We start from the raw sequence: 25701 nt of genomic DNA, 5'->3' as shown, positions 1-25701 counted from the left end.
CTGTACGACATTGCTATATTTTTAAACAGCTTCGCTGAAATACTAAAACTTATGACCCGAATTTTCTTTCTGCTAATTGCTCTTTGTATATTCTCAAACCGTGTAATTGCACAAGATACTTACCGGGTTACCGCTGATAAAGTAAATGTAAGGGCCAGCAACAATCCAAAAAGTAAAGTTGTAGCTACGGTAAATCAGAATGAAAACGTGGTTATTTTAGATGCCGCTGATGCGAAGTTCTACAAAGTAAAGTTAAAGAATGGCGAAGGTTGGATAAGTAAGAATTTTCTTGAAAAAACCGTAACAACGGCTAAGCCTTCAACGGCACCCGTAAATACAACACCAGCAACGGATACACCTCAACCGGCTGCAACAAGTGGCGATATCTATCGGGTAACAGCAGACGATTTAAGGGTCAGATCGCAGGCAGATCCAAATAGTAAAATAGTCGGGTATTTACCTAAAAATGAAAATGTTGCTGTTCTGGACTCTTCAAATACAAGCTTCTTTAAAATCAAGGTTACCAATGGTGAAGGCTGGGTAAGCAAAGAGTTTTTAGTTAGAATTTCGCCGGTAAATAAACCTGTGCAGTCAACATCGGCAGTTGCTGTGGAGGTTCCAAAAATTGATAAGGATTATTCCAATATTATCTTTTTTGCCATAGTTGCGTTAATTATGGGTACCATTTTATTTTTCATTTTTAAATATTCAGGTCAAAACAAATTTTTAATCGGCTTTTCAACCATAATAGTTTTAATAGTAGGATATTTTTGCTTTGTAACCTTTATAAAAGAAAAAACTGTAAAAGGTATTTTTACCAGCAATGCAGATACTCAATATCAGTCTTTTAATTTCAACACAAAAGATTCAGTAGCAGTTAAAGATATTTATACCGACACAACATTTACGGCAAAATATGTTATCGAAGGTGATATGATTAAATTGTATGATCAACAAAACATGATTTTACTTTTAATAAGAGACGAAAACACGCTGATTGGCGAAGGCTTCACGCGGGGAACTTTTACAAAAAGGTAATTCTTAGCCGTATAAGCTTTGTTTTTAAACCCGATAGAGCGGAATAGCCCGCAACGAAGTGAGGACTATAAGCGATAGCGGGGCTGCTGCTTCCGAAGGATTACTGAATGCTGGTTTTCAAATAATTACATATTTTTAAGACAAACAGCTAATCCTGGATTAACCCGATCTGATATAAGGAAATTGCATACTGCCTTTTTTATGCCTGATCTTATGCTTCGTTCCTTTATCCATCGTCTTTAAACGCCCAATCTTGCTACTTTATACTAAATACTTGCGACTTAATGCTAAATACCTGATACTAATTTTTCTAATGAGCTAAAAATCAGCAATGTTTATTAAAAAAATCTTTTCTATTAATTAAAAAATTTTTACCTTTGCAGTCCCTAAATAGGGAAAAAAGGAGATAATTAATTAATGGCTAAAAAACAAGTAGCAGAAAAAGAATTAGCAGCAAAAACAGCTGAACTTCAGGGAGAAGGCGGACGCCTGACTGAAAAAGAAACAATTGAATCAGAAGCAGATTCAGTTTCGATCGAATCGATCAAATCATCATTAGCAACACCAACCGAAGATTTCGATTGGGATGCAGATGAAAAAGTTTTCGGAAATTACAATGATGCAGACCGTAAAAAGTTTGAAGATATGTATGCCGGAACATTTAATCAGATCACTAAAGGTGAAATCATCAGCGGAACTGTTGTTTCAATTAACAACAAAGACGTGGTATTAAACGTAGGTTTTAAATCAGACGGTTTAGTTTCTACTTCTGAATTCCGTGATACACCAGATCTAAAAATCGGCGATTCAGTTGACGTTTTCGTTGAAGCACCGGAAGATGCTAACGGTCAATTGATCCTTTCCCGCAAAAGAGCTAAAACCCAAAGATCATGGGAAGCAATTAATGAGGCGCTTGAAAATGACAGAATCATCAACGGTTTCGTTAAGAGCCGTACTAAAGGTGGTTTAATTGTCGACATCATGGGCGTTGAAGCTTTCTTACCAGGATCTCAAATTGATATTAAACCTATCCGCGATTACGATGTATACGTGGGTAAAACAATGGAATTCAAAGTTGTTAAAATTAACCATGAGTTTAAAAACGTAGTTGTTTCTCATAAAGTGTTAATCGAAGACGATTTAGAAAGCCAAAAAGTAGAAATCGTTTCTAAATTAGAAAAAGGTCAGGTACTTGAAGGTACTGTTAAAAACATTACGGATTTCGGTGTATTCATCGATTTAGGTGGTGTTGATGGTTTACTTCACATTACTGATATTTCTTGGGGCCGCATAGAGCATCCGAAAGAAGTATTATCATTAGATGAAAAAATCAACGTTGTTGTTTTAGATTTCGATGATGAGAAAAAACGTATCGCTTTAGGCTTAAAACAATTAACACCACACCCTTGGGAAAACTTAAGTGCTGACATTCAGGTTGGTTCTAAAGTAAAAGGAAAAATCGTAACTGTTGCAGATTACGGTGCTTTCTTAGAAATTATCCCTGGTGTTGAAGGTTTAATCCACGTTTCTGAAATGAGCTGGTCGCAAAACTTGAGAAATCCACAGGAATTCTTAAAAGTTGGTGATGAGATCGAAGCTGAAGTTTTAACTTTAGATAGAGACGAGCGCAAAATGAGCTTAGGTATTAAACAATTATCTAATGATCCATGGCAAGAAGTTGCTGCTAAATTCCCGGTAGGAAGCAAGCATAAAGCAACGGTTAAAAATATGACTAACTTCGGTGTTTTTGTTGAAATCGAAGAAGGTATCGATGGTTTAATCCACATCTCTGATTTATCTTGGTCTAAAAAAGTAAACCACCCTAACGAATTCACTAAAGTTGGTGATGTGTTAGACGTAGTTGTTTTAGAATTAGATGTTGATAACCGCAAATTAAGCTTAGGTCACAAACAATTAGAAGAAAACCCTTGGGATACTTTCGAAACCATCTTCACGTTAGATTCGGTTCACCAGGGTACTGTTGTTAAAGTAACTGATAAAGGTGCTGTGATTGCTTTACCATATGGTGTAGAAGGTTTCGTACCAACTAAACACATGGTTAAAGAAGATGGTTCTACACTTAAAGCTGATGAGGCAAATGAGTTTAAAATCATTGAGTTTAACAAAGAAGCGAAACGCATTGTCGTATCTCATGCCCGTATCTGGGAAGAGGTTAAAGCTGAAGCTGTTGCTGAAGAAAGAGCAACTAAGAAAAAAGAAGCTAAAGCTGCCGTAACTGCTGTTAAAAAAGTTAAAGATTCGGTAGAGAAATCTACTTTAGGCGACTTAGACGTATTGGCTCAATTGAAATCGCAATTAGAAGGCGAAGAAAGCAAAGCTAAAAAAGGCTAGTTCTTTTTAACTGATAATTAAAAGCTCCCAGATGTAAAATTTGGGAGCTTTTTTTTTGAAAAAATTATTTCAATCTCCCCAACAAGAGTTTATAATAAAAAAATAGGAGCAACCAGGGGTTATCATTTATCAGATGATTTTTAGTTGCGTTGTGCAGGTTTTGACCTAAATCTGCAATTGCTGTTTTATTGTATCCGTCAGAATGAAAAATACCAAGTGTTGCATCAATTTTAACCACCTTAAATTGCTTATAAACCTTAAGAATGAACCAAATATCCATAGAATAATGGTCATCAACAGGAAATTCGCCTATCTGCTCCTGAACTTTGCGCTTATAAAAATAACTGACCGGATTATTCGGAAACAAATTTAGCCAGTATTGTAAAACGTCTGTATATCGGATTGATGGTATTCTCAATGAACTTTCGGTTGCACTTTTAAAAATCAGATTTCCAATAATCATATCGGCGTCCTTATTCGCTTGAAACGCTGATATTGCGGCATCAAATGCACCAGGCAAAAACTCATCATCCGCATTTAGATAAACAATTATACCCCCGGAACTCATATTAAATGCCTTGTTCATAGCCTCAGATTGTCCGCTATCCTTTTCTGATCGAAGTTTTATGTGAGGGTATTCCTGGATAATTGATACAGTATCATCATAAGAATCGCTGTCGACTATAATATGTTCGAAATCTGAATAATTCTGAATCAGAACACTTTCAATTGCCCTTTTTATGTATTTTCCTGAATTGAAAGAAGGTGTGAGAACACTAATTTTCATTGTACATAACTTTAGCCTTAACTAAGGTATTAAAAACCTGCTATTAAAATACAACTAAATCTTTAACCGGTAAATTTCTGCTTACTCTCTTTCACGGCATTTCATCAAACTATAATTATTACTTTTGATGTATAAAATTTCTGTATGAAAAAATTTGCATTTTTAGTTTTACTCAAAATTTTTAGCTTAAATGTACTCGCACAGGAGGCCAACATTATACCGCAACCTGTACAACTTCAATTAAACACTAAAGCTCAATCCTTTATTATAAATGGAAATACCAAGATAATTGCGAATGACTCGTTACTGAACGCCACTTCATTTTTAAATAATTATCTGCAAAAGTTTTACGGAATACTGTTAACTAAAGATTCAACAGGAAATCAGAAAGAGAACGTTATCCGACTGATTAATGACAACATAAAAACAAATCATATTGACAGATATGAATTAGAAATTAATTCAAAGCAGGTAACTATAAATTCCGCGACAAGTAAAGGCATTTTTTACGGAATCCAAACTTTAATTCAGCTTTTGCCTTATTCACCAAAAGCCTTTCCGCTGCAAATACCATCGGTTAACATTGTCGATTACCCCCGTTTCGACTACCGTGGGATGCACCTTGATGTAAGCCGTCATTTCTTTGATGTGGATTTTGTAAAACAATATATCGATTACCTGGCCTTGCATAAGATGAACTACTTTCATTGGCATTTAACCGACGACCATGGCTGGAGAATCGAGATTAAAAAATACCCGAAATTAACGGAAACCGGTGCCTGGCGCAATGGAAGTATTATTGGCTTGTGGCCAGGAAAAGGTAATGAAAACATTAAATATCAGGTATCACCAAACGATATCAAAATCACCCCTCAGGATGCGGTTATTAAAACAGATGGCATTCGCCATGGCGGGTACTATACACAAGAACAAATTAAGGAGGTAGTTGATTATGCATCCAAACGTTATATAACTATAATTCCTGAAATTGAGATGCCTGCCCATAGTTTGGCTTTATTAGCGGCCTATCCCGAATTGGGCACAACACCGGATAAAAAATATGAAGTTGCCGAAACCTGGGGCATGATGAACAAATACAATAATGTACTTCAGGCTTCTGACACCACTTTTAAATTTCTGGAAAATGTATTAACTGAAGTGATGAACCTATTCCCGTCGCCATACATTCATATTGGCGGAGATGAAGCTTCTAAAGTGTGGTGGAAACAATCTCCAATTTCGCAACAGTTTATGATAGATAACGGCCTGAAAACGGAAAGTGAACTGCAAAGTTATTTCATTCGCAGAATGGAGAAATTTGTAAACAGCAAAGGCAAAACGATTATCGGCTGGAATGAAATTATACAAGGTGGTTTAGCTCCAAATGCTGTAGTTATGAGCTGGCAGGGAGAAAAAGGCGGAATTGAAGCAGCAAAACAACAGCATAAAGCCATCATGACACCCGAGCTCATCCTATATTTCAATCATGCCCAGTTTGCAAAAGAAGATAGTTTAACTGCAAATAAAGTTTCACCATTAATTGATGTTTACAATTATGAACCGATTCCGGCAGCACTAAATGCCGGACAGGCAAAATATATATGGGGCGGTCAGGGTTGTTTATGGACGGAATACATCACAAATACGGCCAAAGCACAATACATGCTCTTTCCCAGATTAGATGCATTGAGTGAAATTCTTTGGAGTCCGAAAGAGAAACGAAATTATCCTGATTTTCAAAAAAGGTTAAAAACCCAATTCAAACGGTATGATTTAATGGGCATAACCTATTCAAAGAGATATCTGGAAAATTAATCATAAAACTTGCTTTTCAAATCAGGTGTTGGAACCCAGCAACTTTCTTGCTTACCCCACCATTTATAACGGTTTTTTGCAATAATATCATAAATCCAATCCCGGATAAATTTTGGAACCAGTATAAAAACATATAATATCGGCAGTAGTCCATTCAATTTCTTCGCGACTCTTAAAGCGGCAGATGATTTGGTATATAATTTATTATTTTCAATTAATAGGATAGAATTAATTTTATCAAAATCGACATTAAACCCGGGCAAAACTTTTTTAGCATAATTTCCCTGTAAGGCACTGAAGCTGAATAAATTTGCCTTATCATGCTTGATTACGAACTGTACAGAAGTATTACAGAGGTTACAAACACCATCGAAGAAAATAATTGGGTTATGTGCCATATCCGGTCACAAAGTTATGTATTTTATAACCTTAATCGTTAAAAAGCTATCTTCGTTAAAAATTCATCGCTATGTCAATCACAACTGAAGAAGAACTAATCGGCATGCAAAGGGTAAGTAAAGCTGTTGCTTACACGCTCAAAGAAATGCGCAATTTCGCCAAACCAGGTTTGTCTGCAAAGCAGCTTGATGATTTTGGTGGCGAAATTCTGAACGATTTCGGAGCGAAATCTGCGCCCCGGTTAACCTATAACTTTCCCGGCTGGACCTGTATCAGTATTAACAACGAGATAGCTCATGGCATTCCGACAAAAAACAAAATTTTAAGGGAAGGTGATTTAATAAACATTGACGTTTCTGCCGAATTAAATGGTTTTTGGTCAGATAATGGTGGCTCGTTCGTATTAGGGGAGGATTTACACAACCATAATGTACTTGTTAATGCCTCAAAGTCGATTCTTAAAAAAGCAATATATGGTATAAAAGGTGGCGTTCGGATAGCTGAAATCGGAAGATTAATAGAAACTGAAGCCCGGAAATCAGGTTTCCGTGTAATTAAAAACTTGACGGGCCATGGCGTTGGAAGAAATTTACATGAAGCCCCGCATGAAATTGCCAATTTTTACGATAAATATAATCAGGAGCGATTCAGAAAAAATACAACTGTTGCCATCGAAACCTTTATTTCTACTGCATCGAGTATTGCTGAAACGGAAGAAGACGGCTGGACCTTAACCGGAAATAAAGGTGGTTACGTTGCACAACATGAACACACCATTTTAATTACAGGTGATAAACCAGTTATCCTCACTTCTGAAAATGACATCTGGATATAACGGCATCTAATTCAAATTCAACTTTTCAACCTTGAAACATTTTTCTATATTTGCCCAATCCTTCTTCAATGCAAAAGAAAACAATCTTTGACGGACAAAAAATTCAGATAACAATTAAAAGGCTTTGTCGCCAGTTAATTGAAAACCACGATGATTTTGCAAATACCGTTTTAATCGGCATCCAGCCAAGAGGAATTTTTCTGGCCGATCGGATTCAAACCGAACTTCAAAGTATTTTAAAAAACAAAAAAATCTTAAAGGGAAACCTTGATATTACGTTCTTCAGGGATGATTTCCGCCGTAAAGATGGCCTGGTAACAGCCAGCAGCAATTCTATTGATTTCATCATCGAAGGTAAAAAGGTGATTTTAATTGATGATGTACTCTGGACCGGAAGAACAATAAGAGCGGCAATGGATGCATTACTTGCATATGGTCGCCCGGAAAAGGTTGAGCTTTTGGTATTGATAGACAGAAGATTTAGCAGGCACTTGCCAATCGAGCCAAATTACATTGGCCTTCAGGTAGACAGTCTGAATTCTCAACACGTAAAAGTAAGCTGGGCCGATGAAGGTGCAGAAGACAAAGTGATTTTATTATCCGAAAAACAATAAATAAAAAATGGCAGCAGAAAAATTATCAACCCGACATCTTTTAGGCATTAAAGATATTAACCGGAATGATATTGAATTAATTTTCGAAACTGCAGATAATTTCAAAGAAGTGATTAACAGGCCTATTAAAAAGGTTCCTTCACTTCGTGATATTACAATCGCCAATATTTTCTTTGAAAACTCTACAAGAACCAAACTTTCATTTGAACTGGCCGAAAAAAGACTTTCTGCTGATGTGGTGAACTTTGCCGCTTCTTCATCATCGGTTAGCAAAGGCGAAACTTTAATCGATACAGTAAATAATATCCTCTCGATGAAAGTTGATATGGTTGTAATGCGCCACCCTTATGCAGGTGCCGGCCAGTTTTTAAGCAGGCATGTTAAAGCACAAATTGTAAATGCCGGCGACGGTGCGCATGAACATCCTACACAAGCCCTGCTTGATGCCTTTTCCATCCGCCAGAAACTTGGCGATGTTGCCGGAAAGAAAGTTGTTATTGTAGGCGATATCCTGCATTCGAGGGTAGCCATCTCCAACATACTCTGTTTACAACGTTTAGGCGCAGAAGTTATGGTTTGCGGGCCAACAACGCTTATCCCCAAACACATTCACCAGCTTGGTGTAAAAGTTGAACATAATCTTATTAAAGCGTTAAACTGGTGCGACGTAGCCAACATGCTCCGCATTCAACTGGAACGCCAGGACATAAAATATTTTCCATCTTTAAGGGAATATGCCATGATGTATGGTTTAAACAAACACATACTGGATAACCTTGATAAGGAAATTATTGTGATGCATCCCGGCCCGATAAACCGGGGTGTAGAGATTACCAGCGACGTAGCAGACAGCAAGCAATCTATCATTTTAGAACAGGTTGAAAATGGTGTTGCAATCAGGATGGCGGTGCTGTACTTACTGGCCAGCCAGGGATAGTGGCATATTTGGCATCCGGTTTTTTATTATGTTAATAATTCCCCGGTTGCTGGTTCACCAACCAATCAGATCAATTTAATAGCACAATAGCCTTTCCATCGTTGGTGGCTTTAATTCCTTGGTTGGTGGCTCACCAACCCAACCAACCAACTAAATCAATTTAACAGCACACAGCCTGTTACAAGTAACTTCTTGGCTAGTGGCTCACCAACTAACCTAATTAAATTAATAGCACAAACACATGTGATAAGCAAAGTGAATTGTTGAAACAGGCGCATCTTCAACTCATCTCAACTCCTTGGTTGGTGGCTCACCAACCAAATCAACTTTATAGCACAAACGCATGTGATAAGCAACGTGAATTGTTGAAACAGGCGCATCTTCAACTAATCGTATTGCATTTGTCATTTTAAGCGATAACCTGTTTTTCGGCATAAAAATGGATAATCATTATATATTAAATAAAATTAGATAATGAAAGTATTAATGGTATTAACTTCCCACAGTGAATTGGGAAATACAGGTGAAAAAACAGGTTTTTGGATTGAAGAATTTGCTGCACCATATTATGTTATGGCAGATGCCGGGGTAGAAATTACAATCGCTTCGCCAAAAGGAGGACAACCGCCAATTGATCCAAAAAGTGATGCGCCTGACGCACAGACTGAAGCAACCAAAAGATTTAAAGCGGATGAGGCATTAAAAACAAAACTTGCCAATACATTTAAATTAAGTGAAGTAAGCGACGCCGGTTATGATGCTGTGTTTTATCCGGGCGGACATGGACCACTTTGGGATTTAGCGAACGACGAAAAATCTATTGAACTGATTCAGAATTTTTATAATGCAGATAAACCTGTTGCTTTTGTATGTCATGCGCCAGGTGTATTAATTAAAGTGAAAGACCAAAATGGTGATCCTTTGGTAAAAGGTAAAGCGGTAACCGGTTTCTCAAATACCGAGGAAGAAGCAGTTAAATTAACCGATGTTGTTCCTTTCTTATTAGAAGACGAGTTTAAAAAACTGGGCGGCCATTACAGTAAAGGCGCCGACTGGAGTTCTTATGTTAAAAAAGATGGTTTATTGATCACCGGACAAAACCCGGGTTCATCAGAAGAAGCTGCAAAAGTGCTTTTGGAAAGTTTGGCAGTTTAAGAAAAGCAATAATATATTTATTTTGTCATTCTGAGGTACGAAGAACCCCTGACCTGAAAGTATTTGATTCCTGATGAGTTCAATTTTGTTTGTTTCAGTATTCAAATTTCGTGTTTCATCGGCTGGGGATTCTTCGCTATGCTCAGAATGACAACTATTTTTGTTCTATTCTGCAAAAATTTCATCATTCAGAAAATTTCAATTTGATTTTTTGCCTTCGATTAATTTTTCTTTGCGCTTGTCTACCCTTTAATTTCTTTTGCTCTATCAACAGCATGTTCTACAAACGGATATCTTTCAAAAAAAATTAAATAAAAACAATTATATTTTTTTTTGTAAATGCAAATTTATTATTTGTATCCTCAATATGTTGTTTAAGCCTTGCGAACAAATCGTTGGTTACGACAGTTTTGTTTTTTTTTAGTTAATATACTCAAAAAAATTATGGTTCATTATTATTAAAAGTAAAGATTTTTTCTAAATCAGCTGAATAATCCCCCTACCTTTTGTTGATAAAATCCTGACAACATACACCTTCAAATTTCCTATTTTTGAAGAACCGCTAATATTCTGCAGCGGTTAATTTTACAGCTAGATATGTATTTAATTTTTGATACGGAAACGACGGGTTTGCCTCGTAATTATAATGCGCCAATTACCGATACCGATAACTGGCCGCGTTGTATTCAAATTGCATGGCAACTACACGATGAGATGGGACGCATGATTGAACATCAGGATTATTTGGTTAAACCAGAAGGCTTTAACATTCCTTATGATGCCGAACGTATTCATGGGATTTCTACAGAGCTGGCAGAAGAGCAAGGCATCAGCCTGGCCGAAGTGTTAGAAAAATTCAATATCGTTTTATCAAAATCTAAATTTATTGTCGGCCAGAATGTTGGTTTCGATGTCAATATTATGGGCTGCGAATTTCACCGCTTCGGTATTGAAAATCGTATGGCTGAAATGCCTGTTTTAGATACCTGTACAGAAATTACCGCGAACCTGTTAAAACTGCCTGGAGGTAGGGGTGGTAAATTTAAATTACCAACATTAACTGAACTTCACTCCTATTTATTTGGTGTTCCGTTTAATGAGGCGCATAATGCAACGGCCGATGTGGAAGCAACCACACGTTGCTTTCTGGAACTGATAAAAAAAGAAGTTTTCACTAAAGAGGAATTACTAGTTGATGTGGAATACTTTCCGCGCTTCAGGGAAGTAAATCCTGCGTCGATACCGAGCTTTGGCATTCCGCATGTAAACTTAAAATCCGCTTCTGATGAGATTCGCAAGCGACTTCAAAAAGCGGAAGGTGGAGGGGTTTCAAAACAGGAACTTGCCGAAAATAAACAGGAGCTCGCCGCTGCTACTTTTGTGCATTTGCACAACCATACGCAATTTTCGGTTTTACAAAGTACAATCAGTATTCCCGATTTGATAAAAGCCGCTGCTGCACAAAAAATGCCAGCAGTTGCAATGACCGATCATGCAAATATGATGGGTGCTTTTCACTTCGTTAATGCCGTTTTAAATCATAATAAAGCTGCAGAAGCTAAAAATGCGGCTGCAATAGAAGCGGGCGAACGACCAACAGAAGTGGTAATGACACCGATTGTCGGTGTTGAATTTTTTGTTTGCGACAACCATTTGGATAGAACAGTAAAAGATAACGGCTATCAGATGGTACTTCTGGCGAAAAATAAAAATGGCTATCATAATCTGGCCAAAATGTCGTCAATCGCTTATACCAAGGGTTTTTATTATGTTCCCCGTATCGACAGGCAAGTTATAGAACAATACAAGGACGATATCCTGGTTTTGTCCGGAAATCTTTCCGGTGAGATTTCCAATAAAATCTTAAACATGGGCGAAAACCAGGCCGAGGAAGCTTTACTCTGGTGGAAAGCACAGTTTGGAGAAGACTTTTATATAGAAATCATGCGCCACAACCAGGAAGATGAAGACCGGGTAAATGCATCTTTAATTTCACTGGCAAAAAAACACGATGTAAAATTAGTTGCTACAAACAACACCTATTACATTAACAAAAAAGATGCAAATGCCCACGATATTTTGCTTTGTGTAAAAGATGGTGAAAAACAGGCAACCCCCATAGGCCGTGGTCGTGGTTATCGTTATGGCTTACCCAATCAGGAATATTATTTTAAATCGTCAGAAGAAATGAAGGCGATTTTCGCAGATCTACCCGAAGCGATTCTAAATATTCAGGAAATTGTAGATAAAATTGAAAGCTATAAACTGGCACGGGAAGTTTTACTTCCAAAATTTGATATTCCGGAGGAGTTTTTAGTTGCCGAGGATGAAATTGATGGCGGAAAACGAGGTGAAAATAAGTTTTTACGCCACCTTACCTATGAAGGTGCTAAAAAACGCTATGGCGAATTAACGCCTGAAATTATCGATAGATTGGATTTCGAATTGGCGACAATTGAGAAAACAGGCTATCCGGGTTATTTCTTAATTGTGCAGGATTTTATTGCCGAAGCCAGAAGAAGGGATGTTTCTGTTGGTCCCGGGCGTGGTTCGGCAGCCGGTTCGGTAGTGGCCTACTGCCTTTGGATAACCAACATCGACCCGATTAAATACGATCTCCTTTTTGAGCGTTTCTTAAATCCCGACCGGGTTTCCATGCCCGATATTGATATCGATTTTGATGATGAGGGCCGTGGCAGGGTAATGGAATATGTAATTAATAAGTATGGTTCCAGTCAGGTGGCACAGATCATTACCTATGGAACAATGGCCGCAAAATCATCCATCCGTGATACCGCGAGGGTTTTAGATTTACCACTATTCGAAGCCGATAAAATTGCAAAGCTCATTCCGAATATGAAGCTTGCAAAAATCTTCAACCTCGATGAAAAAAGTTTGAAAGATGCACTGCGTCCTGATGAATACGAACGTGTTCAGGAATTAAAAGCAATGGGGCTTTTGAAGGATTTAAGTGCTGAAACCATACAGCAAGCACAGGTTTTAGAAGGTTCGTTAAGAAATACGGGTATTCACGCCTGTGGCGTAATTATCACCCCAAGCGATATTACCAATTTTGTTCCTGTCGCAACAGCAAAAGATTCTGATTTATATGTCACGCAGTTTGATAACTCGGTTGTAGAAAGTGCAGGCTTATTAAAAATGGACTTTTTGGGCTTAAAAACCCTTACACTGATAAAAGATACGGTTAAACTCGTTAAGAAAAGACACGATATCGATTTGGATCCGGATAATTTTCCAATTGATGATGTATTGACTTATGAGCTTTTCCAGCGTGGCGAAACCATTGGTATTTTTCAGTATGAAAGCCCGGGCATGCAGAAGTACATGAAGGAACTGAAGCCTACGGTTTTTGACGATTTAATTGCCATGAATGCGTTATACCGCCCGGGCCCAATGGAGTATATTCCGAGTTTCGTACGGCGTAAAAATGGTGAAGAAGAAATTAAATACGATTTAGATGCCTGTGAAGAATACTTAAAGGAAACATACGGTATTACTGTTTACCAGGAACAGGTAATGCTTTTATCGCAAAAATTAGCAGGTTTTACCAAAGGTGAGGCCGATGTTTTGCGTAAAGCAATGGGTAAAAAGCAAAAAGATGTACTCGATAAAATGAAGCCTAAGTTTGTAAAGCAGGCTGCAGAAAAGGGACACGATGCCGCAACTTTAGAAAAAATCTGGAAAGACTGGGAAGCCTTTGCATCTTATGCATTCAATAAATCCCATTCCACCTGTTACGCCTGGATTGCTTACCAAACCGCTTACTTAAAAGCACATTATCCCGCTGAATATATGGCGGCGGTACTTTCCAATAATATGAGCGATATTAAACAGGTAGCTTTCTTTATGGAAGAATGCCGCCAGATGGGGGTTGTTGTTTTAGGTCCTGATGTTAACGAATCTGACCTTAAATTTTCCGTAAATGCCAAAGGCGAAGTCCGCTTCGGTATGTCGGCCGTTAAAGGAGTTGGTGAAAAGGCCGTTGAAAGCATTATTGAAGAGCGTTTAGCGAAAGGCCCGTACACAACTGTTTACGATTTTGCAAAACGTTCCAATACAAGAATTGTAAACAAGAAAGCATATGAAAGTTTTGTTTACAGTGGCGCTTTTGACGGATTTGGCGGCCATAGAGCACAATATTTCTATATTGGTCCGAACGATAAGATGAATGGCATTGAAAAAATCATTAAATATGCCAATGATTTCCAAAATAATGAAAGTACCTCGCAAGCTTCATTGTTTGGGGGTTCCAAAGCTGATATGATTCTGGAACCAACCTTGCCGGTTTCGCCTGAATGGGCTTTAATGGACAGGTTAAAATATGAAAAAGATGCGATTGGAATTTTTCTTTCGGGCCATCCTTTAGATAATTATAAATTGGAACTTGATAAATTCTGTACACACGGTGTTCGGCAATTAAGCATCATTAATAAAGTTAGGATGGGCGATACGAATGAAGAGGTCCTCGCCGAATTTGCGAAGCTGCAAAACCGTGAGCTTTGTGTGGGCGGCTTAGTGGTTACCGCATCGCAAAGAATAACCAAAACTGGTAAACCTTTCGGCACATTTGTTTTTGAAGATTATGATGATGCCTGTGAAATGGCTTTATTCGGCGAAGACTTTCTAAAATTTAAATCATTTTTAACAGAAGGGTACTTCCTGCAGATACGTGGCCGGGTTGGCGAGCGTTTTGGTAAAGCGGGCGACTGGGAATTCAAAATCACATCAATTAACCTTATGTCTGAATTAAGGGATAAGCTGACAAAAAGCCTTACCATCCAGGTGCCGATAGAAAAGGTAAATGATGATTTGATGCGCCAGATTGAAGCGATACTGGCCGACAATAAGGCAAATTCCGAACAGCAAAACTGTCAGCTTAACTTCGCTGTTTTTGATAGTGAGAAGCAGATAATGCTGGATTTGCCATCGAAAAATTTGAAAATTAATCCTAACAATAAGTTCTTAGAACAATTAACCGGATTGAATGTTGTGAATTATAAGCTGAATTAAGGTAGAAGGCGGAAAGTTTAAGGCAGAAGGTTTAAAGCGCCTAAAACCTTATGCCTTTAGCCTTTGAACCTTCAACCTCAAAGAAATGTCAAATTGGCATTACAATATAGCTGGCATTACAATTGAATACATATATTTGAACATAAAAAAATAAATTATGGCATTAGAAATCACAGATGCAAACTTTGAGGAGCTTGTATTAAAATCAGATAAACCCGTATTAGTAGATTTTTGGGCAGAATGGTGTGGCCCTTGTCGCATGGTTGGCCCGGTTGTAGAAGAAATTGCAAAAGAATATGATGGAAAAGCTGTCGTTGGTAAAGTTAACGTAGATAATAATCCTCAAATTTCCATGCAGTTTGGTATCCGTAACATTCCTGCATTATTGTATTTTAAAGATGGTCAGGTTGTTGATAAACAAGTTGGTGCCGTTCCAAAATCTGTTTTAGCAGAAAAATTGAATAAGCAATTAGCCTGATAAAAGTTTATGGTAAAAGGGTTTAGGGTTTGAGATACTCGATTCTAAATACTTAATACTGAAAGCTTCTAATATATTTAAACCCGATTCATAATCTGATTCGGGTTTTTTTATCAAAAAAATTCGTTTCTTTATTAAAAACTCAATCATTTCTATGAACCCTTTAATTAACAAAACATTAGGTGTAGCATTTGCAGGATTATCAATGAGTTTGGCACTTGCCAATACTGTTTCTGCACAAAGCCCTGTTGAAACCAATCAGCCTTCGGCCGATTATAAACCCGCTTTTGAAGGTCAAACCCGGATAGCCGGTATCAAAACCAAAACAGCTTTTGATGTTGCTGTACTAAATGATAAACTCGAAAATCCATGGGCAATTTCTGTTCTCCCAGGTGGTGGTTTCTTAATTACGCAAAAGCGTGGTACAATGGTAATTCTCGACGCCGACGGTAAACTAAGTAAAACAATAACAGGTTTACCAAAGGTTGACCCTTCAGGTCAGGGTGGCTTATTGGATGTTACATTAGATCCTGATTTTGCGAAGAACAGAATGGTTTATTTTGCTTATTCTGAACCTCAGGCGAATGGCGCTTTATTAGCAATTGCAAAGGGTAAACTATCGGCAGCTGAAACGGCACTGGAAAATCAAACCGTAATTTATCGTGCAACACCATCTTATAAGGATAAGCTTCAATATGGTTCAAGAATCGTATTCGATAAAAACGGTGATTTATTTGTAAGTACCGGAGAACGTTCGGGTGCTGATATCCGTATTCAGGCGCAATACCTTAATTCTTCATTAGGAAAAATTCTTCATTTAACTAAAGAGGGCAAGCCGGTACCAAATGGCCCTTTTGCGAGTAAAACAGATGCAAGACCTGAAATTTATGCTTTAGGTTTACGTAATCCTGACGGATTGGCTATTAACCCGCAAACCGGAGATTTATGGGAAGCCGAATTTGGTCCGAAGGGTGGTGATGAAGTAAACCTTATTAAACCAGGTAAAAATTACGGCTGGCCTGTTATCACCTATGGTGTAGAATATAGTGGTAAAAAAGTTGGCGACGGCATTCAGCAAAAAGAAGGTATGGAACAGCCAGTGTATTTCTGGAATCCAAGTATTTCACCGGGTTGCATTGCCTTTTATAACGGCACTGCTATTCCGGAGTGGAAAGGCAACCTTTTTGTTGGCGGCCTAGGCGGTTCGCATATCATCCGTTTGGTTATTAAAGATAATAAGGTAACTGGCGAAGAAAGATTACTCGAAGGTATGGGCGAACGTTTTCGTGATATGGTTGAAAAAGACGGCGCTTTATATAGCGTAACCGATAACGGAAAGCTTTATAAAATTGCAAAAAAATAGTTTAATTTTTATTTAAACCTCACAGGTTTTAAAAACCTGTGAGGTTTGGTTTTACGATATGCAAGCGGTATACTACGAAAATGAAACAAGCTACGGTAACCTAGAATTACTCGCCCAACAAGTTGTTGAAGGTTTTATTACCGGCTTACATAAAAGTCCGTTTCATGGTTTTTCGGTTGAGTTTGCAGAACATCGCCAATATAACAGCGGCGAAAATGTAAAAAATATCGATTGGAAATTATATGCAAAAACGGATAAACTATACAGCAAGCGGTTCGAGGAAGAGACAAATTTGCGCTGTCAGTTTGTGATTGATGTTTCTTCATCCATGTATTTCCCCGAACCTCAGAATAATAAACTTACATTTTCTATTCAGGCCACTGCTTCCCTGATGTATCTCCTAAAAAAACAACGGGATGCTTCTGGTTTGAGTTTGTTTACAGATGAGGTTTTATTGAATTCACCGGCCAAATCAACAACTATTCATCAAAAATATCTTTTCACAAAACTGGAGGAGCTGTTACAAAAACCTAAAATAAATGCACAAACTAATTTAAGCGAGGCTTTACACCAGGTTGCGGAGTTAATTCATAAGCGTTCGATGGTCGTAATTTTTAGTGATTTATTTAATACACAAAGCAATCCCGAAAAAACAGATGATTTTTTTGACGCACTTCAGCATCTAAAATTTAATAAGCATGAGGTTGTCGTTTTTAATGTTGTGGATAAAGCTAAGGAGGTAGATTTTGATTTTGAAAACAGGCCTTATCAATTTATTGATATGGAAACCGGAGAAACAATTAAAATACATACCAATCAGGTAAAGGAATCCTACATCGCCTCAGTTTCAGCTTACAGGCAGCAGATTGCATTAAAATGTGCTCAATACAAGATAGATTTAATTGATGCCGACAGGAATGAAGGGTTTTACCCGATTCTGCAATCTTATTTAATTAAGCGGCAAAAATTAGGATAATTTTGCTTCCGAAACTATATAATAAAAACCTCATGTATTTTGCAATACATGAGGTATCAGATAAGGGTAACCGGAAAACTAAAAAACTAATTATGAGTTTTTAGAATTTAACAAAACGGAAATCGCTTCTTGTGTTTCGTTATTTCAAAGGTGCATTTCAATTATGAAGTTTTAGTGAAGAAATGTCAAGATTAACGAACGAGGAGTAAGGAATAAAGATTAAGGTGCAAAGTTTTTGTTCTTCGATCTTTAATCTTTGTTCTTTTATCCTTGTTCTTAATCAAACTTATGAGTTTTGTTCCTGGTTAAAATCGTTCGGATAGCCTAGTTTTTAAAAATGCTCCTGGCTCACCAATTTACTTACATCATAACCTTTTTCACGACATCTTTCAATAATATCAACCAATAAATCTGCTTCCATTTTTGGTTCACGGGCCATAATAAACAGGTATTTTTCGTCGGGATGCCCAACCACAACATAACTATAATCATCAGCAAGTTCAATAATCCAGTATCCGATTTTAAAGGGCCATAAAAACTGTGCTTTCATATCGCCATCTGGTTTATCTTCATCAAAAAACAATTTAGATGTAATCGATTTTTCTTCAGGCTTGCCTTCTTTATGGTAAGTGGTCAGTACATCAAAATGATCGTCTTCCTTTAAAGTATACGTTTCAATAGTCTGTTTCCAATGCTTATCCATTAAAGTTGGAATAGAATATAAAGAATACCACTTTCCTTCGAAAGCTTTTAGGTCTATTTTAGAGATGGGCTTATTTTGCATGATTTTATTTTAGCTGTTTTCAAATTAAATGGTTGCACTAAAATTAATGTTCCTGACTTACGAGTTTATCAACTTCGTACCCGTTTTGTTTACATCTATCAACAATAGCATTCATTAATTTTTTATCCATTTCAGGTTTCCGGGCCATAATGAACAAATATTTTTTATCGGGATGCCCAATTACAACGTAGCTGTAATCATCTGGCAATTCAATCACCCGATAACCTATTTTAAAAGGCCAAAGGAATTGCGCTTTCATCTCCCCATTTGGGCGGCCTTCGTAAAAAAATAATTTAGATTTTATGGATTTCTTTTCCGGGTTTCCTATTTTGTAGTAAGTTGTAAATACGTCGAAGTGTCCTTCCTTTAACGTATAATGCTCTACGGTTTTACGCCATTTTTTATCCAAAGCAGTTGGTATACTTGTTAATGAATACCATGTACCCTGAAAATTTTTAAAGTTAATTTTAGCAACCGCCTGGTTTTCCAAAACGCGCTCCGATTTATTATTTTTAAATGAGAAAAAAATTAAGGTGGGCATTAACAGCACCAAAAGGATGAAAAATCTAAAATTAATCAATTTCATAATACGTTTAAAGAATTAACAGTTTACCAATTATAAAGTTTTGAAAAGCATTTTTAAACCTTATATTTATTTATACCTTCGATTGGTAATTAACAGCAAACCATAAAAAATAGATATATGAAAGTAACGGTTGTAGGAGCAGGCGCAGTAGGCGCAACTTGTGCAGATAATATTGCACGTAAAGAACTGGCGAACGAGCTTGTATTATTGGATATTAAAGAAGGTTTTGCCGAAGGCAAAGCTATAGACATGATGCAGACGGCTACCCTGTTAGGTTTTGACACAAAAATTACCGGCGTAACAAACGATTATAGCAAAACAGCAGGTTCCGATGTTGTGGTAATTACATCAGGTTTACCACGCAAACCCGGAATGACCCGTGAAGAACTTATCGGGATTAATGCCGGAATTGTTAAGGGCGTTGCCGAAAATATATTAAAATATTCTTCCGAAGCCATCATCATCGTGATTAGCAATCCAATGGATACGATGACCTATCTGGCTTTAAAATCTTTGGGTTTACCTAAAAACCGTATTATTGGTATGGGTGGCACTTTAGATAGTTCTCGTTTTAAATTTTATTTATCTAAGGCATTAGATTGCAATCCAAACGATTTACAAGGTTTTGTAATTGGCGGCCATGGTGATACGACGATGATCCCTTTAACCAGATTGGCAACTTATCAAAGTTTACCGGTAAGCAATTTATTAGATAAAGCAACACTCGATAAAGTAGCCGCCGATACCATGGTTGGTGGTGCAACTTTAACCGGGTTAATCGGAACTTCCGCATGGTATGCGCCAGGTGCTGCCGGAGCTGCTTTAGTTGAAGCGATTTTAAGAGATGAGAAAAAACTATTTACCTGCTGCGTATCACTCGAAGGCGAATATGGTCAGGAAGATATTTGCTTAGGCGTTCCGGTGATCATTGGCCGCAGCGGATGGGAAAAAATTATCGATTTTAAATTAACAGCTGACGAACAAGCGGCATTTAATAAAAGCGCTGATGCGGTTAGAAATATGAACAGTGTTTTGGCGGAAATGAAACTGGTATAAAAAGCCTGACCTTTTGAAAGTTTTGTGGTTTGGCTTGAACCGTGCTGAAGCTAGCCAATTTCTGCACTACCACACTAACTGTTATATGGTGCCTTAGGTGGTAAAAATAATACATACCTACCCACCTTAAACACCTGAGAAAAAAAACTTAATATCAAATAGTAAATTAAATTAACCATCATATAGCCCTAAAAGCTGAGGTATCTTAGGTGGTAAAAATAGAATGAAGTCAATTAATATTCCTTTAAAACTTATAAACTTACAGGACGATGGTTTCCACCTTTTGGTGGAAATTATTGTTTTTAAGCAAAAGCATTTCGCCGTTTTAGATACCGGTGCGTCGAGAAGTGTGTTCGACAAAGGCTTAATTGAACAACATCTTTCGGAAACGCTCCAGGTATCTGATGAAATAAATGCAGCGACCTTATTTACCACAACTACAACAATTCAAGCCACAATCCCTGATTTAAAAATCGGTTCGATAAAAATTAAAGATTATGAAACAGTTGCTTTCGATCTACAATCAGTTAGTGAGACGTATCAACAGTTTGGCCACCCGCCTATTATGAGTATTATCGGAGGTGATATTTTAATGCAATACAAAGCAGTTATTAATTATGATAAACTTACCCTAAAGCTTTATAGATAATAAGTGAACGACCATCTATTAATCATTTTGATTTAAACAGGTTTCTTATTAAATTTAATCAACCAAACTAATCAAATATGAAATTCTTAAAAATTTTACTCGGAATTATTATTGTGTTAGCGATAGTAATTCTTGTGGGCGGCTTGTTTCTTCCAAAAACCTATTCCGTAAACAGAACCATTGTAATTAATGCGCCAGATAGTGTGATTTACAAAAACATTGCAGATTTCAACGAATTTTATAAATGGAATCCATGGGCGAAAATGGAGCCAACGGCTAAGACAAGTTTTTCAGGCACACCCGCCGCTCCAGGTCACACATATGCATGGGTTGGAAAAGAAACCGGTTCGGGCGAAATGAAAATTTTAAAGGTTGAACCAAATAAACAAGTTGACATCGATTTGTTTTTTAAAGAACCTTTTGAAAGCCATGCCGATACCAAATTTGATGTACAGTCAGATGGGAGCGGTAATAAAGTTACCTGGACTATGAGTGGCGACCAAAATTTAATAAGTAAATGGATGTGTTTTGTAATGGGGGGAATGGATAAAATGATCGGAAAAGATTTTGAAAGTGGCTTAGCAAGTCTCAAAGAAAAATCAGAAAAAGGAAATTAGAAATCAGAAATGAATTTACAGAGGATAGCTCATAAAAACGACAAGTCATCCTGAAGGCCTATTTATTTTATAAAATCAATATAAGTTACAGAAGAATTTAGGGAAATCAAGCCCTCTAGATCCCGTCATCCGATAGCTATCTGATTCGAGCGGCGTGCAGCGAAGCCGAGAAATCTGTTTAAATAGGTCTCTCCTGCCTGTCGCAGTCAGGCATTCCGCTGCGCTTCATCCGATAGCTATCGGATCGAGATGACAAATTTCTTTTAATGTGTTAATGGTAGCTAATTTGCACTGAGCAAATTCGAAGTCAGGGACTTTAAAAAAATGTCGTTTGGAGCGTTTCAATAAGCGCAGTGTGATAAAATTCAATAATGAGTGTTTATAAGACAGCCTCTTTTTTATTAGCCGTTCATTGAATAACAAACAATTGTGCCGGCATTACGTTAAATGAACATCAATTCCTATTTTCGTAAGATTAAGATTTTGTAATTCCTGTTTTTTAGATTAATAGCCATTCATGAATTTATTACTTGTAGAAGATGAGCCGAGCGTTGTTTCCGTCATTTCGAGGGGTTTAACCGAAGAAGGTTTCACCGTAAGTGTTGCGCCTGATGGGTTAATCGGTAAACAGATGGTGCTGGAAAATTCTTTTGATTTAATTATCCTGGATATAATGCTACCAGGTATAAATGGCCTGGAGCTTTGCAAAATCATTAAAGAACACAAGCCCCATACCCCGGTAATTATGCTTACGGCTTTAGGGACAACTGAAAACGTCGTAAATGGATTGGATAATGGAGCGGATGATTACCTGATTAAACCCTTTAAATTTGCTGAACTCTTTGCACGTATCAGAACTTTGCTCAGAAGATACAGTGGTGTCGTTTCGCTGGATCAAATCATAACCATCGCAGATTTACAAATTAACTTAAGTGCTAAAACAGTTAAGAGAAACCAGCAGGATATTGTGCTTACGGCTACAGAATATCGGCTGCTGGAATTTATGGCGAAGAACAAATCTAAAATCCTGTCGCGAATTGATATTCTGGAAAGTGTTTGGGATATAGATTTTAACCTCGGAACAAATGTAGTTGATGTATATGTAAATTACCTTCGAAAAAAAATAGATAAAAACGCTGATCAAAAACTCATTCATACCGCTGTTGGCCTGGGCTATGTTTTGAAGGAAAAATAATGGAGATAGCTAAAAAAATCACTTTACTTTTTGCAATTCTATCGGCAATTATCATTTCATTGCTAAGTGGTTTCGTTTGGTACTTTTCTAACGAATTTGCCTTCGAAGATTTTTATAAACGACTGGAAGCAAGGGTGAATATAGCAGCACAGTTAAAACTTTATGAAGATGATAACAACAGTGTTTACGCAAAAATGCGTAACCAGTATTTGGAACGCTTACCTTCAGAAAAAGAGTATATTATCGAAGCAGGTAAGCCAGAGATAAAAGTTGACATTGTTTTACCCAAAAGCTTTTACAATAGAATTAACGCTGGCCTTATGGCCAGATATCGTACCGACAATCACTTTTACGCAGGCAAATTTTTCAGAAATAATAAAAGTGGTTACATCGTTGTCGTCTCCGCAAATGATCCTGTTGGTTTTCGTGAGCTGAAAGATTTACAAAAAATTCTGATTATTGGATTTTTTCTTTCGGTAATATTATCGTTTGTGGTGGGCTGGAAATTTTCCAACTATATGCTCATGCCGCTCAGAAATATAATCAAAAGTGTAAAAAAAATTAAGGCTGAAAATTTGCATTTAAGGCTTGATGTTAAAAAAGGCAGCGATGAAATGTCGCAACTGGCTGAAACGTTTAACAATATGCTCAACCGACTGGAAACGGCTTTCGAAACGCAAAATAATTTTATCAGCAATGCTTCGCATGAGTTAAGAACGCCGCTTACCATTATTAGCGGAGAAGTAGAATTGGCTATGAAAGCCAGCGACGATTCGTTAAAGCAACACAAAGCCTTATTAAAAATTAAAGATGAATCTGAACGGCTAGAGCATATATTAACAAGCTTACTGGGTTTGGCTCAATCTGGTTTTAACGGAAAAAATCAGCCCCGTGAAAAAGTCAGAATGGACGAATTGCTGTGGGAAATTAAAGATTCAGTAAATCAGGTTCATCCGGACAGCAAGATAGAGATAGATTTTAGCAGCTTGCCTGAAGATGAAGAACAACTTACACTAAAGGTTAACAAAAACCTGATAAAACTGGCCATTACCAATATCGTGAGTAATGCCTGCAAATACTCTGATTATAAACCTGTAAATATTATTCTGGAGAGCAAATCTAACATACTTTCCATTGCTGTAACAGACCAGGGAATTGGCATACCTGAATCTGATGTTCAACACATTTTCGAACCTTTTTACCGGGCATCAAACACAAATAAGTTTAAAGGTTATGGTGTTGGTTTACCTCTATCCTTAAACATTATTCGTTTACACCGCGGCAGCATCGCCATAAAATCCCAGGAAGGAATTGGTACGGAGATCAAGGTTGTATTACCTATTATAGGTTAATTGCTAAATTGTTAACAACCGAGCGGTTCAACAATTTAGCATTTAAACATTTTGATCAATTAACAAAAAAAACAAATTCTAATCTCTTTTTAATCTCGCTCTTATTTCGCTGTAATATCACCGGCTTAAACTTGTATAAATAATTAATCAATTCATTTAAACAAGATTGCCATGAAAACAGTATTAATTCCTACCGATTTTAATTTAGAAAGCTTAAATATACTAGAAACACTGGTTCAGCAGAAAACTGAAAAGCTAAATATAATTTTTGTACATGCTTTCAAATTATCAGATTCCATTACGGATATGCTCATGCTTAGTCGTCGCAGCCGCGATTACGAAAATGTTAGTGATGAATTTTATCAACTGATAAATCAATTTAAAAATAAATATCCAAATCGAATTAACTGTATTGGGATAGAATATTTTTACGGAAGTACAGTTGCGGCATTTAAGAATTTTATCGAAGCCTTCGATGTAGATTGTATTGCTTATTTAAAAAACTACGCCTTTAAACCGATAAATAAATATAGTATCGACCCAAAATTTTTAACTGAACGTTCGGGTTGCGAAGTACTTTATTTAAACACATTAACTGTCCACAATTCGGAAAACTTAATCGAGACCAAAATGCAGGATGTTCAATTGCTTGAAGTTAATGCTTAATTAATCACGAAATAAAAAAAAATATCATGCTACTACGAAATAACATTCCGCTCACTTATATATTCGGAAAAATCAAAAAAGAATTACTTTTAGTTATCGCCTATTCGGTTGGTATCGTTATTCTTTATCAAAATTTTCATGTTACCCGTATTTCTATCCCGGTTGCTGTACCGGCATTACTGGGAACCATCATTTCGCTTCTCTTAGCATTTCGCTCTAATCAGGCATACGACAGATGGTGGGAAGCAAGAACACTTTGGGGTGCCATAGTTAATGATTCAAGATCGATCTCCCGTCAGATATTATCTTTCGTAGAAAACCCTTACGGCCAGGACGAAATCGAAACTTTCAAAGCCCGTTTCATTAAAAGACAAATTGCCTGGTGTTATGCCCTTAGCCAATCTTTAAGAGGTTTTAATCCCCGCAAAGGCCTGGAAGAATACCTAACTCCCGAAGAAGTTGCTTTTATTAAGAAGCGTAAAAACGTTACGGCAACCTTACTGGAGTTACATGGTATGGATTTGAAAAAAGCTTTGCAGGAAGACTGGATAAATAAGTACCAGCAAATAGAAATAGACAGAATCATTTGCGGACTATGTAACCACATGGGTGGCTCGGAAAGAATTAAAAACACGGTATTTCCGGTCACTTATAGCAAGTACATCAGCATGTCTATCCATTTGTTCATTATTCTGTTGCCCTTTGGTTTAATTGAATATTTCGGATATATGGAAATTCCTTTAGTTGTTGCAATTGCGGCATTCTTTTTATTGGTTGAAAAAATGGCTGTTCATCTTCAGGATCCGTTTGAAAACAAACCTACAGATACGCCAACGACAACCATTTGCAGAACAATTGAAAGAGATTTATGCCAGATGCTGGATGATAATAAAATATACGAGGATAAACCTCAAACCGAATTAGCGCCGGTAGGCTCTTATTACATTCTATAATTTATATAGATTTTTAGTGAAGTCCAAAATAGGACTGGTTAGTTAATCCAATATACCGCTTGT

General features: G+C 37.1%; 23 protein-coding genes. 18 read left to right on the top strand and 5 right to left on the bottom strand.

The genetic code is table 11. The features are described from left to right. Nucleotides 1–51 precede the first annotated feature (51 nt). A complete protein-coding gene (locus O0931_RS02050) occupies nucleotides 52–1038 on the top strand; it encodes an SH3 domain-containing protein (RefSeq protein WP_269413884.1) in 987 nt (328 codons plus the stop codon). A gap of 417 nt (nucleotides 1039–1455) precedes the next feature. After that, complete coding sequence (rpsA, locus tag O0931_RS02045; protein ID WP_269413883.1) at nucleotides 1456–3390, top strand: 30S ribosomal protein S1; 1935 nt, start codon at nucleotides 1456–1458, stop codon at nucleotides 3388–3390. 64 nt (nucleotides 3391–3454) lie between these two features. Here rpsA and O0931_RS02040 read toward each other — a convergent pair whose 3' ends face one another. Beyond that, a complete protein-coding gene (locus tag O0931_RS02040; RefSeq protein ID WP_269413882.1) occupies nucleotides 3455–4177 on the bottom strand; it encodes a glycosyltransferase family 2 protein in 723 nt (240 codons plus the stop codon). A 144-nt stretch (nucleotides 4178–4321) separates the two neighbouring features. Here O0931_RS02040 and O0931_RS02035 point away from each other — a divergent pair, with 144 nt between their 5' ends. Next, a complete protein-coding gene (locus tag O0931_RS02035) occupies nucleotides 4322–5992 on the top strand; it encodes a beta-N-acetylhexosaminidase (protein WP_269413881.1) in 1671 nt (556 codons plus the stop codon). Here the strand turns inward: O0931_RS02035 and O0931_RS02030 are convergent. Beyond that, complete coding sequence (locus tag O0931_RS02030) at nucleotides 5989–6390, bottom strand: thiol-disulfide oxidoreductase DCC family protein (RefSeq protein WP_269413880.1); 402 nt, start codon at nucleotides 6388–6390, stop codon at nucleotides 5989–5991. The genes O0931_RS02035 and O0931_RS02030 overlap by 4 nt on opposite strands. Nucleotides 6391–6461: 71 nt before the next feature. Between O0931_RS02030 and map the strand changes: the two genes are divergently transcribed. From map to O0931_RS02015, 3 genes are all read left to right on the top strand, one after another. Continuing rightward, nucleotides 6462–7226 carry a type I methionyl aminopeptidase gene (gene map / locus O0931_RS02025; protein ID WP_269413879.1) on the top strand — a complete coding sequence of 255 codons (765 nt, stop codon included), beginning with the start codon at nucleotides 6462–6464 and terminating at the stop codon, nucleotides 7224–7226. 68 nt (nucleotides 7227–7294) lie between these two features. Beyond that, nucleotides 7295–7840 (top strand): bifunctional pyr operon transcriptional regulator/uracil phosphoribosyltransferase PyrR, encoded by a 546-nt coding sequence (pyrR, locus tag O0931_RS02020; RefSeq protein ID WP_269413878.1) that lies wholly within the window; start codon nucleotides 7295–7297, stop codon nucleotides 7838–7840. A 7-nt stretch (nucleotides 7841–7847) separates the two neighbouring features. Further along, entirely contained in the window at nucleotides 7848–8777 is a 930-nt protein-coding gene (locus O0931_RS02015) for an aspartate carbamoyltransferase catalytic subunit (RefSeq protein WP_269413877.1), read from the top strand. 285 nt (nucleotides 8778–9062) lie between these two features. Here O0931_RS02015 and O0931_RS02010 read toward each other — a convergent pair whose 3' ends face one another. Further along, nucleotides 9063–9212, bottom strand: a complete 150-nt coding sequence (locus O0931_RS02010; RefSeq protein WP_269413876.1) for a hypothetical protein — start codon at nucleotides 9210–9212, stop codon at nucleotides 9063–9065. A 39-nt stretch (nucleotides 9213–9251) separates the two neighbouring features. On the opposite strand from O0931_RS02010, the gene O0931_RS02005 reads away from it, so the two are divergent. From O0931_RS02005 to O0931_RS01985, 5 genes are all read left to right on the top strand, one after another. Continuing rightward, nucleotides 9252–9932, top strand: a complete 681-nt coding sequence (locus tag O0931_RS02005; RefSeq protein WP_269413875.1) for a type 1 glutamine amidotransferase domain-containing protein — start codon at nucleotides 9252–9254, stop codon at nucleotides 9930–9932. A 597-nt stretch (nucleotides 9933–10529) separates the two neighbouring features. Next, entirely contained in the window at nucleotides 10530–14963 is a 4434-nt protein-coding gene (gene dnaE, locus O0931_RS02000; protein ID WP_269413874.1) for a DNA polymerase III subunit alpha, read from the top strand. A 157-nt stretch (nucleotides 14964–15120) separates the two neighbouring features. Beyond that, a complete protein-coding gene (gene trxA / locus O0931_RS01995; protein WP_029275428.1) occupies nucleotides 15121–15441 on the top strand; it encodes a thioredoxin in 321 nt (106 codons plus the stop codon). 154 nt (nucleotides 15442–15595) lie between these two features. Then, nucleotides 15596–16804 carry a PQQ-dependent sugar dehydrogenase gene (locus O0931_RS01990; RefSeq protein ID WP_269413873.1) on the top strand — a complete coding sequence of 403 codons (1209 nt, stop codon included), beginning with the start codon at nucleotides 15596–15598 and terminating at the stop codon, nucleotides 16802–16804. Nucleotides 16805–16862: 58 nt separating this feature from the next. Beyond that, the gene (locus tag O0931_RS01985) at nucleotides 16863–17780 is read left to right on the top strand and encodes a DUF58 domain-containing protein (RefSeq protein ID WP_269413872.1); all 918 of its coding nucleotides are present in this window, start codon (nucleotides 16863–16865) and stop codon (nucleotides 17778–17780) included. Between the two features lie 331 nt (nucleotides 17781–18111). Here O0931_RS01985 and O0931_RS01980 read toward each other — a convergent pair whose 3' ends face one another. Next, entirely contained in the window at nucleotides 18112–18564 is a 453-nt protein-coding gene (locus tag O0931_RS01980; protein ID WP_269413871.1) for a lipocalin family protein, read from the bottom strand. 43 nt (nucleotides 18565–18607) lie between these two features. Next, the gene (locus tag O0931_RS01975) at nucleotides 18608–19150 is read right to left on the bottom strand and encodes a lipocalin family protein (protein ID WP_269413870.1); all 543 of its coding nucleotides are present in this window, start codon (nucleotides 19148–19150) and stop codon (nucleotides 18608–18610) included. 117 nt (nucleotides 19151–19267) lie between these two features. Here O0931_RS01975 and mdh point away from each other — a divergent pair, with 117 nt between their 5' ends. The 7 genes from mdh (at nucleotide 19268) to O0931_RS01940 (ending at nucleotide 25638) form a co-directional block, all read left to right on the top strand. Continuing rightward, nucleotides 19268–20206: a malate dehydrogenase gene (mdh, locus tag O0931_RS01970; protein WP_269413869.1), complete on the top strand. Its 939-nt coding sequence runs from the start codon at nucleotides 19268–19270 to the stop codon at nucleotides 20204–20206. 223 nt (nucleotides 20207–20429) lie between these two features. Continuing rightward, the gene (locus tag O0931_RS01965; protein WP_269413868.1) at nucleotides 20430–20855 is read left to right on the top strand and encodes an aspartyl protease family protein; all 426 of its coding nucleotides are present in this window, start codon (nucleotides 20430–20432) and stop codon (nucleotides 20853–20855) included. Nucleotides 20856–20932: 77 nt separating this feature from the next. Continuing rightward, complete coding sequence (locus O0931_RS01960; RefSeq protein WP_269413867.1) at nucleotides 20933–21472, top strand: SRPBCC family protein; 540 nt, start codon at nucleotides 20933–20935, stop codon at nucleotides 21470–21472. Between the two features lie 517 nt (nucleotides 21473–21989). Further along, on the top strand, nucleotides 21990–22667 hold the full coding sequence (locus O0931_RS01955) for a response regulator transcription factor (protein WP_269413866.1): 678 nt from the start codon (nucleotides 21990–21992) through the stop codon (nucleotides 22665–22667). Next, nucleotides 22667–24019: a sensor histidine kinase gene (locus O0931_RS01950; RefSeq protein WP_269413865.1), complete on the top strand. Its 1353-nt coding sequence runs from the start codon at nucleotides 22667–22669 to the stop codon at nucleotides 24017–24019. Before O0931_RS01955 ends, O0931_RS01950 begins: the two co-directional genes overlap by 1 nt. 171 nt (nucleotides 24020–24190) lie before the next feature. Then, entirely contained in the window at nucleotides 24191–24685 is a 495-nt protein-coding gene (locus tag O0931_RS01945; protein ID WP_269413864.1) for a hypothetical protein, read from the top strand. A gap of 26 nt (nucleotides 24686–24711) precedes the next feature. Further along, nucleotides 24712–25638: a bestrophin family protein gene (locus tag O0931_RS01940; RefSeq protein ID WP_269413863.1), complete on the top strand. Its 927-nt coding sequence runs from the start codon at nucleotides 24712–24714 to the stop codon at nucleotides 25636–25638. Nucleotides 25639–25701 lie beyond the last annotated feature (63 nt).

It is taken from the genome of Pedobacter rhodius (genome assembly GCF_027213645.1).
Lineage (GTDB): Bacteria > Bacteroidota > Bacteroidia > Sphingobacteriales > Sphingobacteriaceae > Pedobacter > Pedobacter rhodius.
The sequence above is the reverse complement of the archived record's forward strand: the minus strand, read 5'-3'. Positions and strand labels throughout refer to the sequence as shown.

Bases quoted from the DNA above. Each gene is read 5' to 3' on its own strand.
- O0931_RS02050 (WP_269413884.1), top strand. From the start codon at position 52: ATGACCCGAATTTTCTTTCTGCTAATTGCTCTTTGTATATTCTCAAAC.
- rpsA (WP_269413883.1), top strand. From the start codon at position 1,456: ATGGCTAAAAAACAAGTAGCAGAAAAAGAATTAGCAGCAAAAACAGCT.
- O0931_RS02040 (WP_269413882.1), bottom strand. From the start codon at position 4,177: ATGAAAATTAGTGTTCTCACACCTTCTTTCAATTCAGGAAAATACATA.
- O0931_RS02035 (WP_269413881.1), top strand. From the start codon at position 4,322: ATGAAAAAATTTGCATTTTTAGTTTTACTCAAAATTTTTAGCTTAAAT.
- O0931_RS02030 (WP_269413880.1), bottom strand. From the start codon at position 6,390: ATGGCACATAACCCAATTATTTTCTTCGATGGTGTTTGTAACCTCTGT.
- map (WP_269413879.1), top strand. From the start codon at position 6,462: ATGTCAATCACAACTGAAGAAGAACTAATCGGCATGCAAAGGGTAAGT.
- pyrR (WP_269413878.1), top strand. From the start codon at position 7,295: ATGCAAAAGAAAACAATCTTTGACGGACAAAAAATTCAGATAACAATT.
- O0931_RS02015 (WP_269413877.1), top strand. From the start codon at position 7,848: ATGGCAGCAGAAAAATTATCAACCCGACATCTTTTAGGCATTAAAGAT.
- O0931_RS02010 (WP_269413876.1), bottom strand. From the start codon at position 9,212: ATGCCGAAAAACAGGTTATCGCTTAAAATGACAAATGCAATACGATTA.
- O0931_RS02005 (WP_269413875.1), top strand. From the start codon at position 9,252: ATGAAAGTATTAATGGTATTAACTTCCCACAGTGAATTGGGAAATACA.
- dnaE (WP_269413874.1), top strand. From the start codon at position 10,530: ATGTATTTAATTTTTGATACGGAAACGACGGGTTTGCCTCGTAATTAT.
- trxA (WP_029275428.1), top strand. From the start codon at position 15,121: ATGGCATTAGAAATCACAGATGCAAACTTTGAGGAGCTTGTATTAAAA.
- O0931_RS01990 (WP_269413873.1), top strand. From the start codon at position 15,596: ATGAACCCTTTAATTAACAAAACATTAGGTGTAGCATTTGCAGGATTA.
- O0931_RS01985 (WP_269413872.1), top strand. From the start codon at position 16,863: ATGCAAGCGGTATACTACGAAAATGAAACAAGCTACGGTAACCTAGAA.
- O0931_RS01980 (WP_269413871.1), bottom strand. From the start codon at position 18,564: ATGCAAAATAAGCCCATCTCTAAAATAGACCTAAAAGCTTTCGAAGGA.
- O0931_RS01975 (WP_269413870.1), bottom strand. From the start codon at position 19,150: ATGAAATTGATTAATTTTAGATTTTTCATCCTTTTGGTGCTGTTAATG.
- mdh (WP_269413869.1), top strand. From the start codon at position 19,268: ATGAAAGTAACGGTTGTAGGAGCAGGCGCAGTAGGCGCAACTTGTGCA.
- O0931_RS01965 (WP_269413868.1), top strand. From the start codon at position 20,430: ATGAAGTCAATTAATATTCCTTTAAAACTTATAAACTTACAGGACGAT.
- O0931_RS01960 (WP_269413867.1), top strand. From the start codon at position 20,933: ATGAAATTCTTAAAAATTTTACTCGGAATTATTATTGTGTTAGCGATA.
- O0931_RS01955 (WP_269413866.1), top strand. From the start codon at position 21,990: ATGAATTTATTACTTGTAGAAGATGAGCCGAGCGTTGTTTCCGTCATT.
- O0931_RS01950 (WP_269413865.1), top strand. From the start codon at position 22,667: ATGGAGATAGCTAAAAAAATCACTTTACTTTTTGCAATTCTATCGGCA.
- O0931_RS01945 (WP_269413864.1), top strand. From the start codon at position 24,191: ATGAAAACAGTATTAATTCCTACCGATTTTAATTTAGAAAGCTTAAAT.
- O0931_RS01940 (WP_269413863.1), top strand. From the start codon at position 24,712: ATGCTACTACGAAATAACATTCCGCTCACTTATATATTCGGAAAAATC.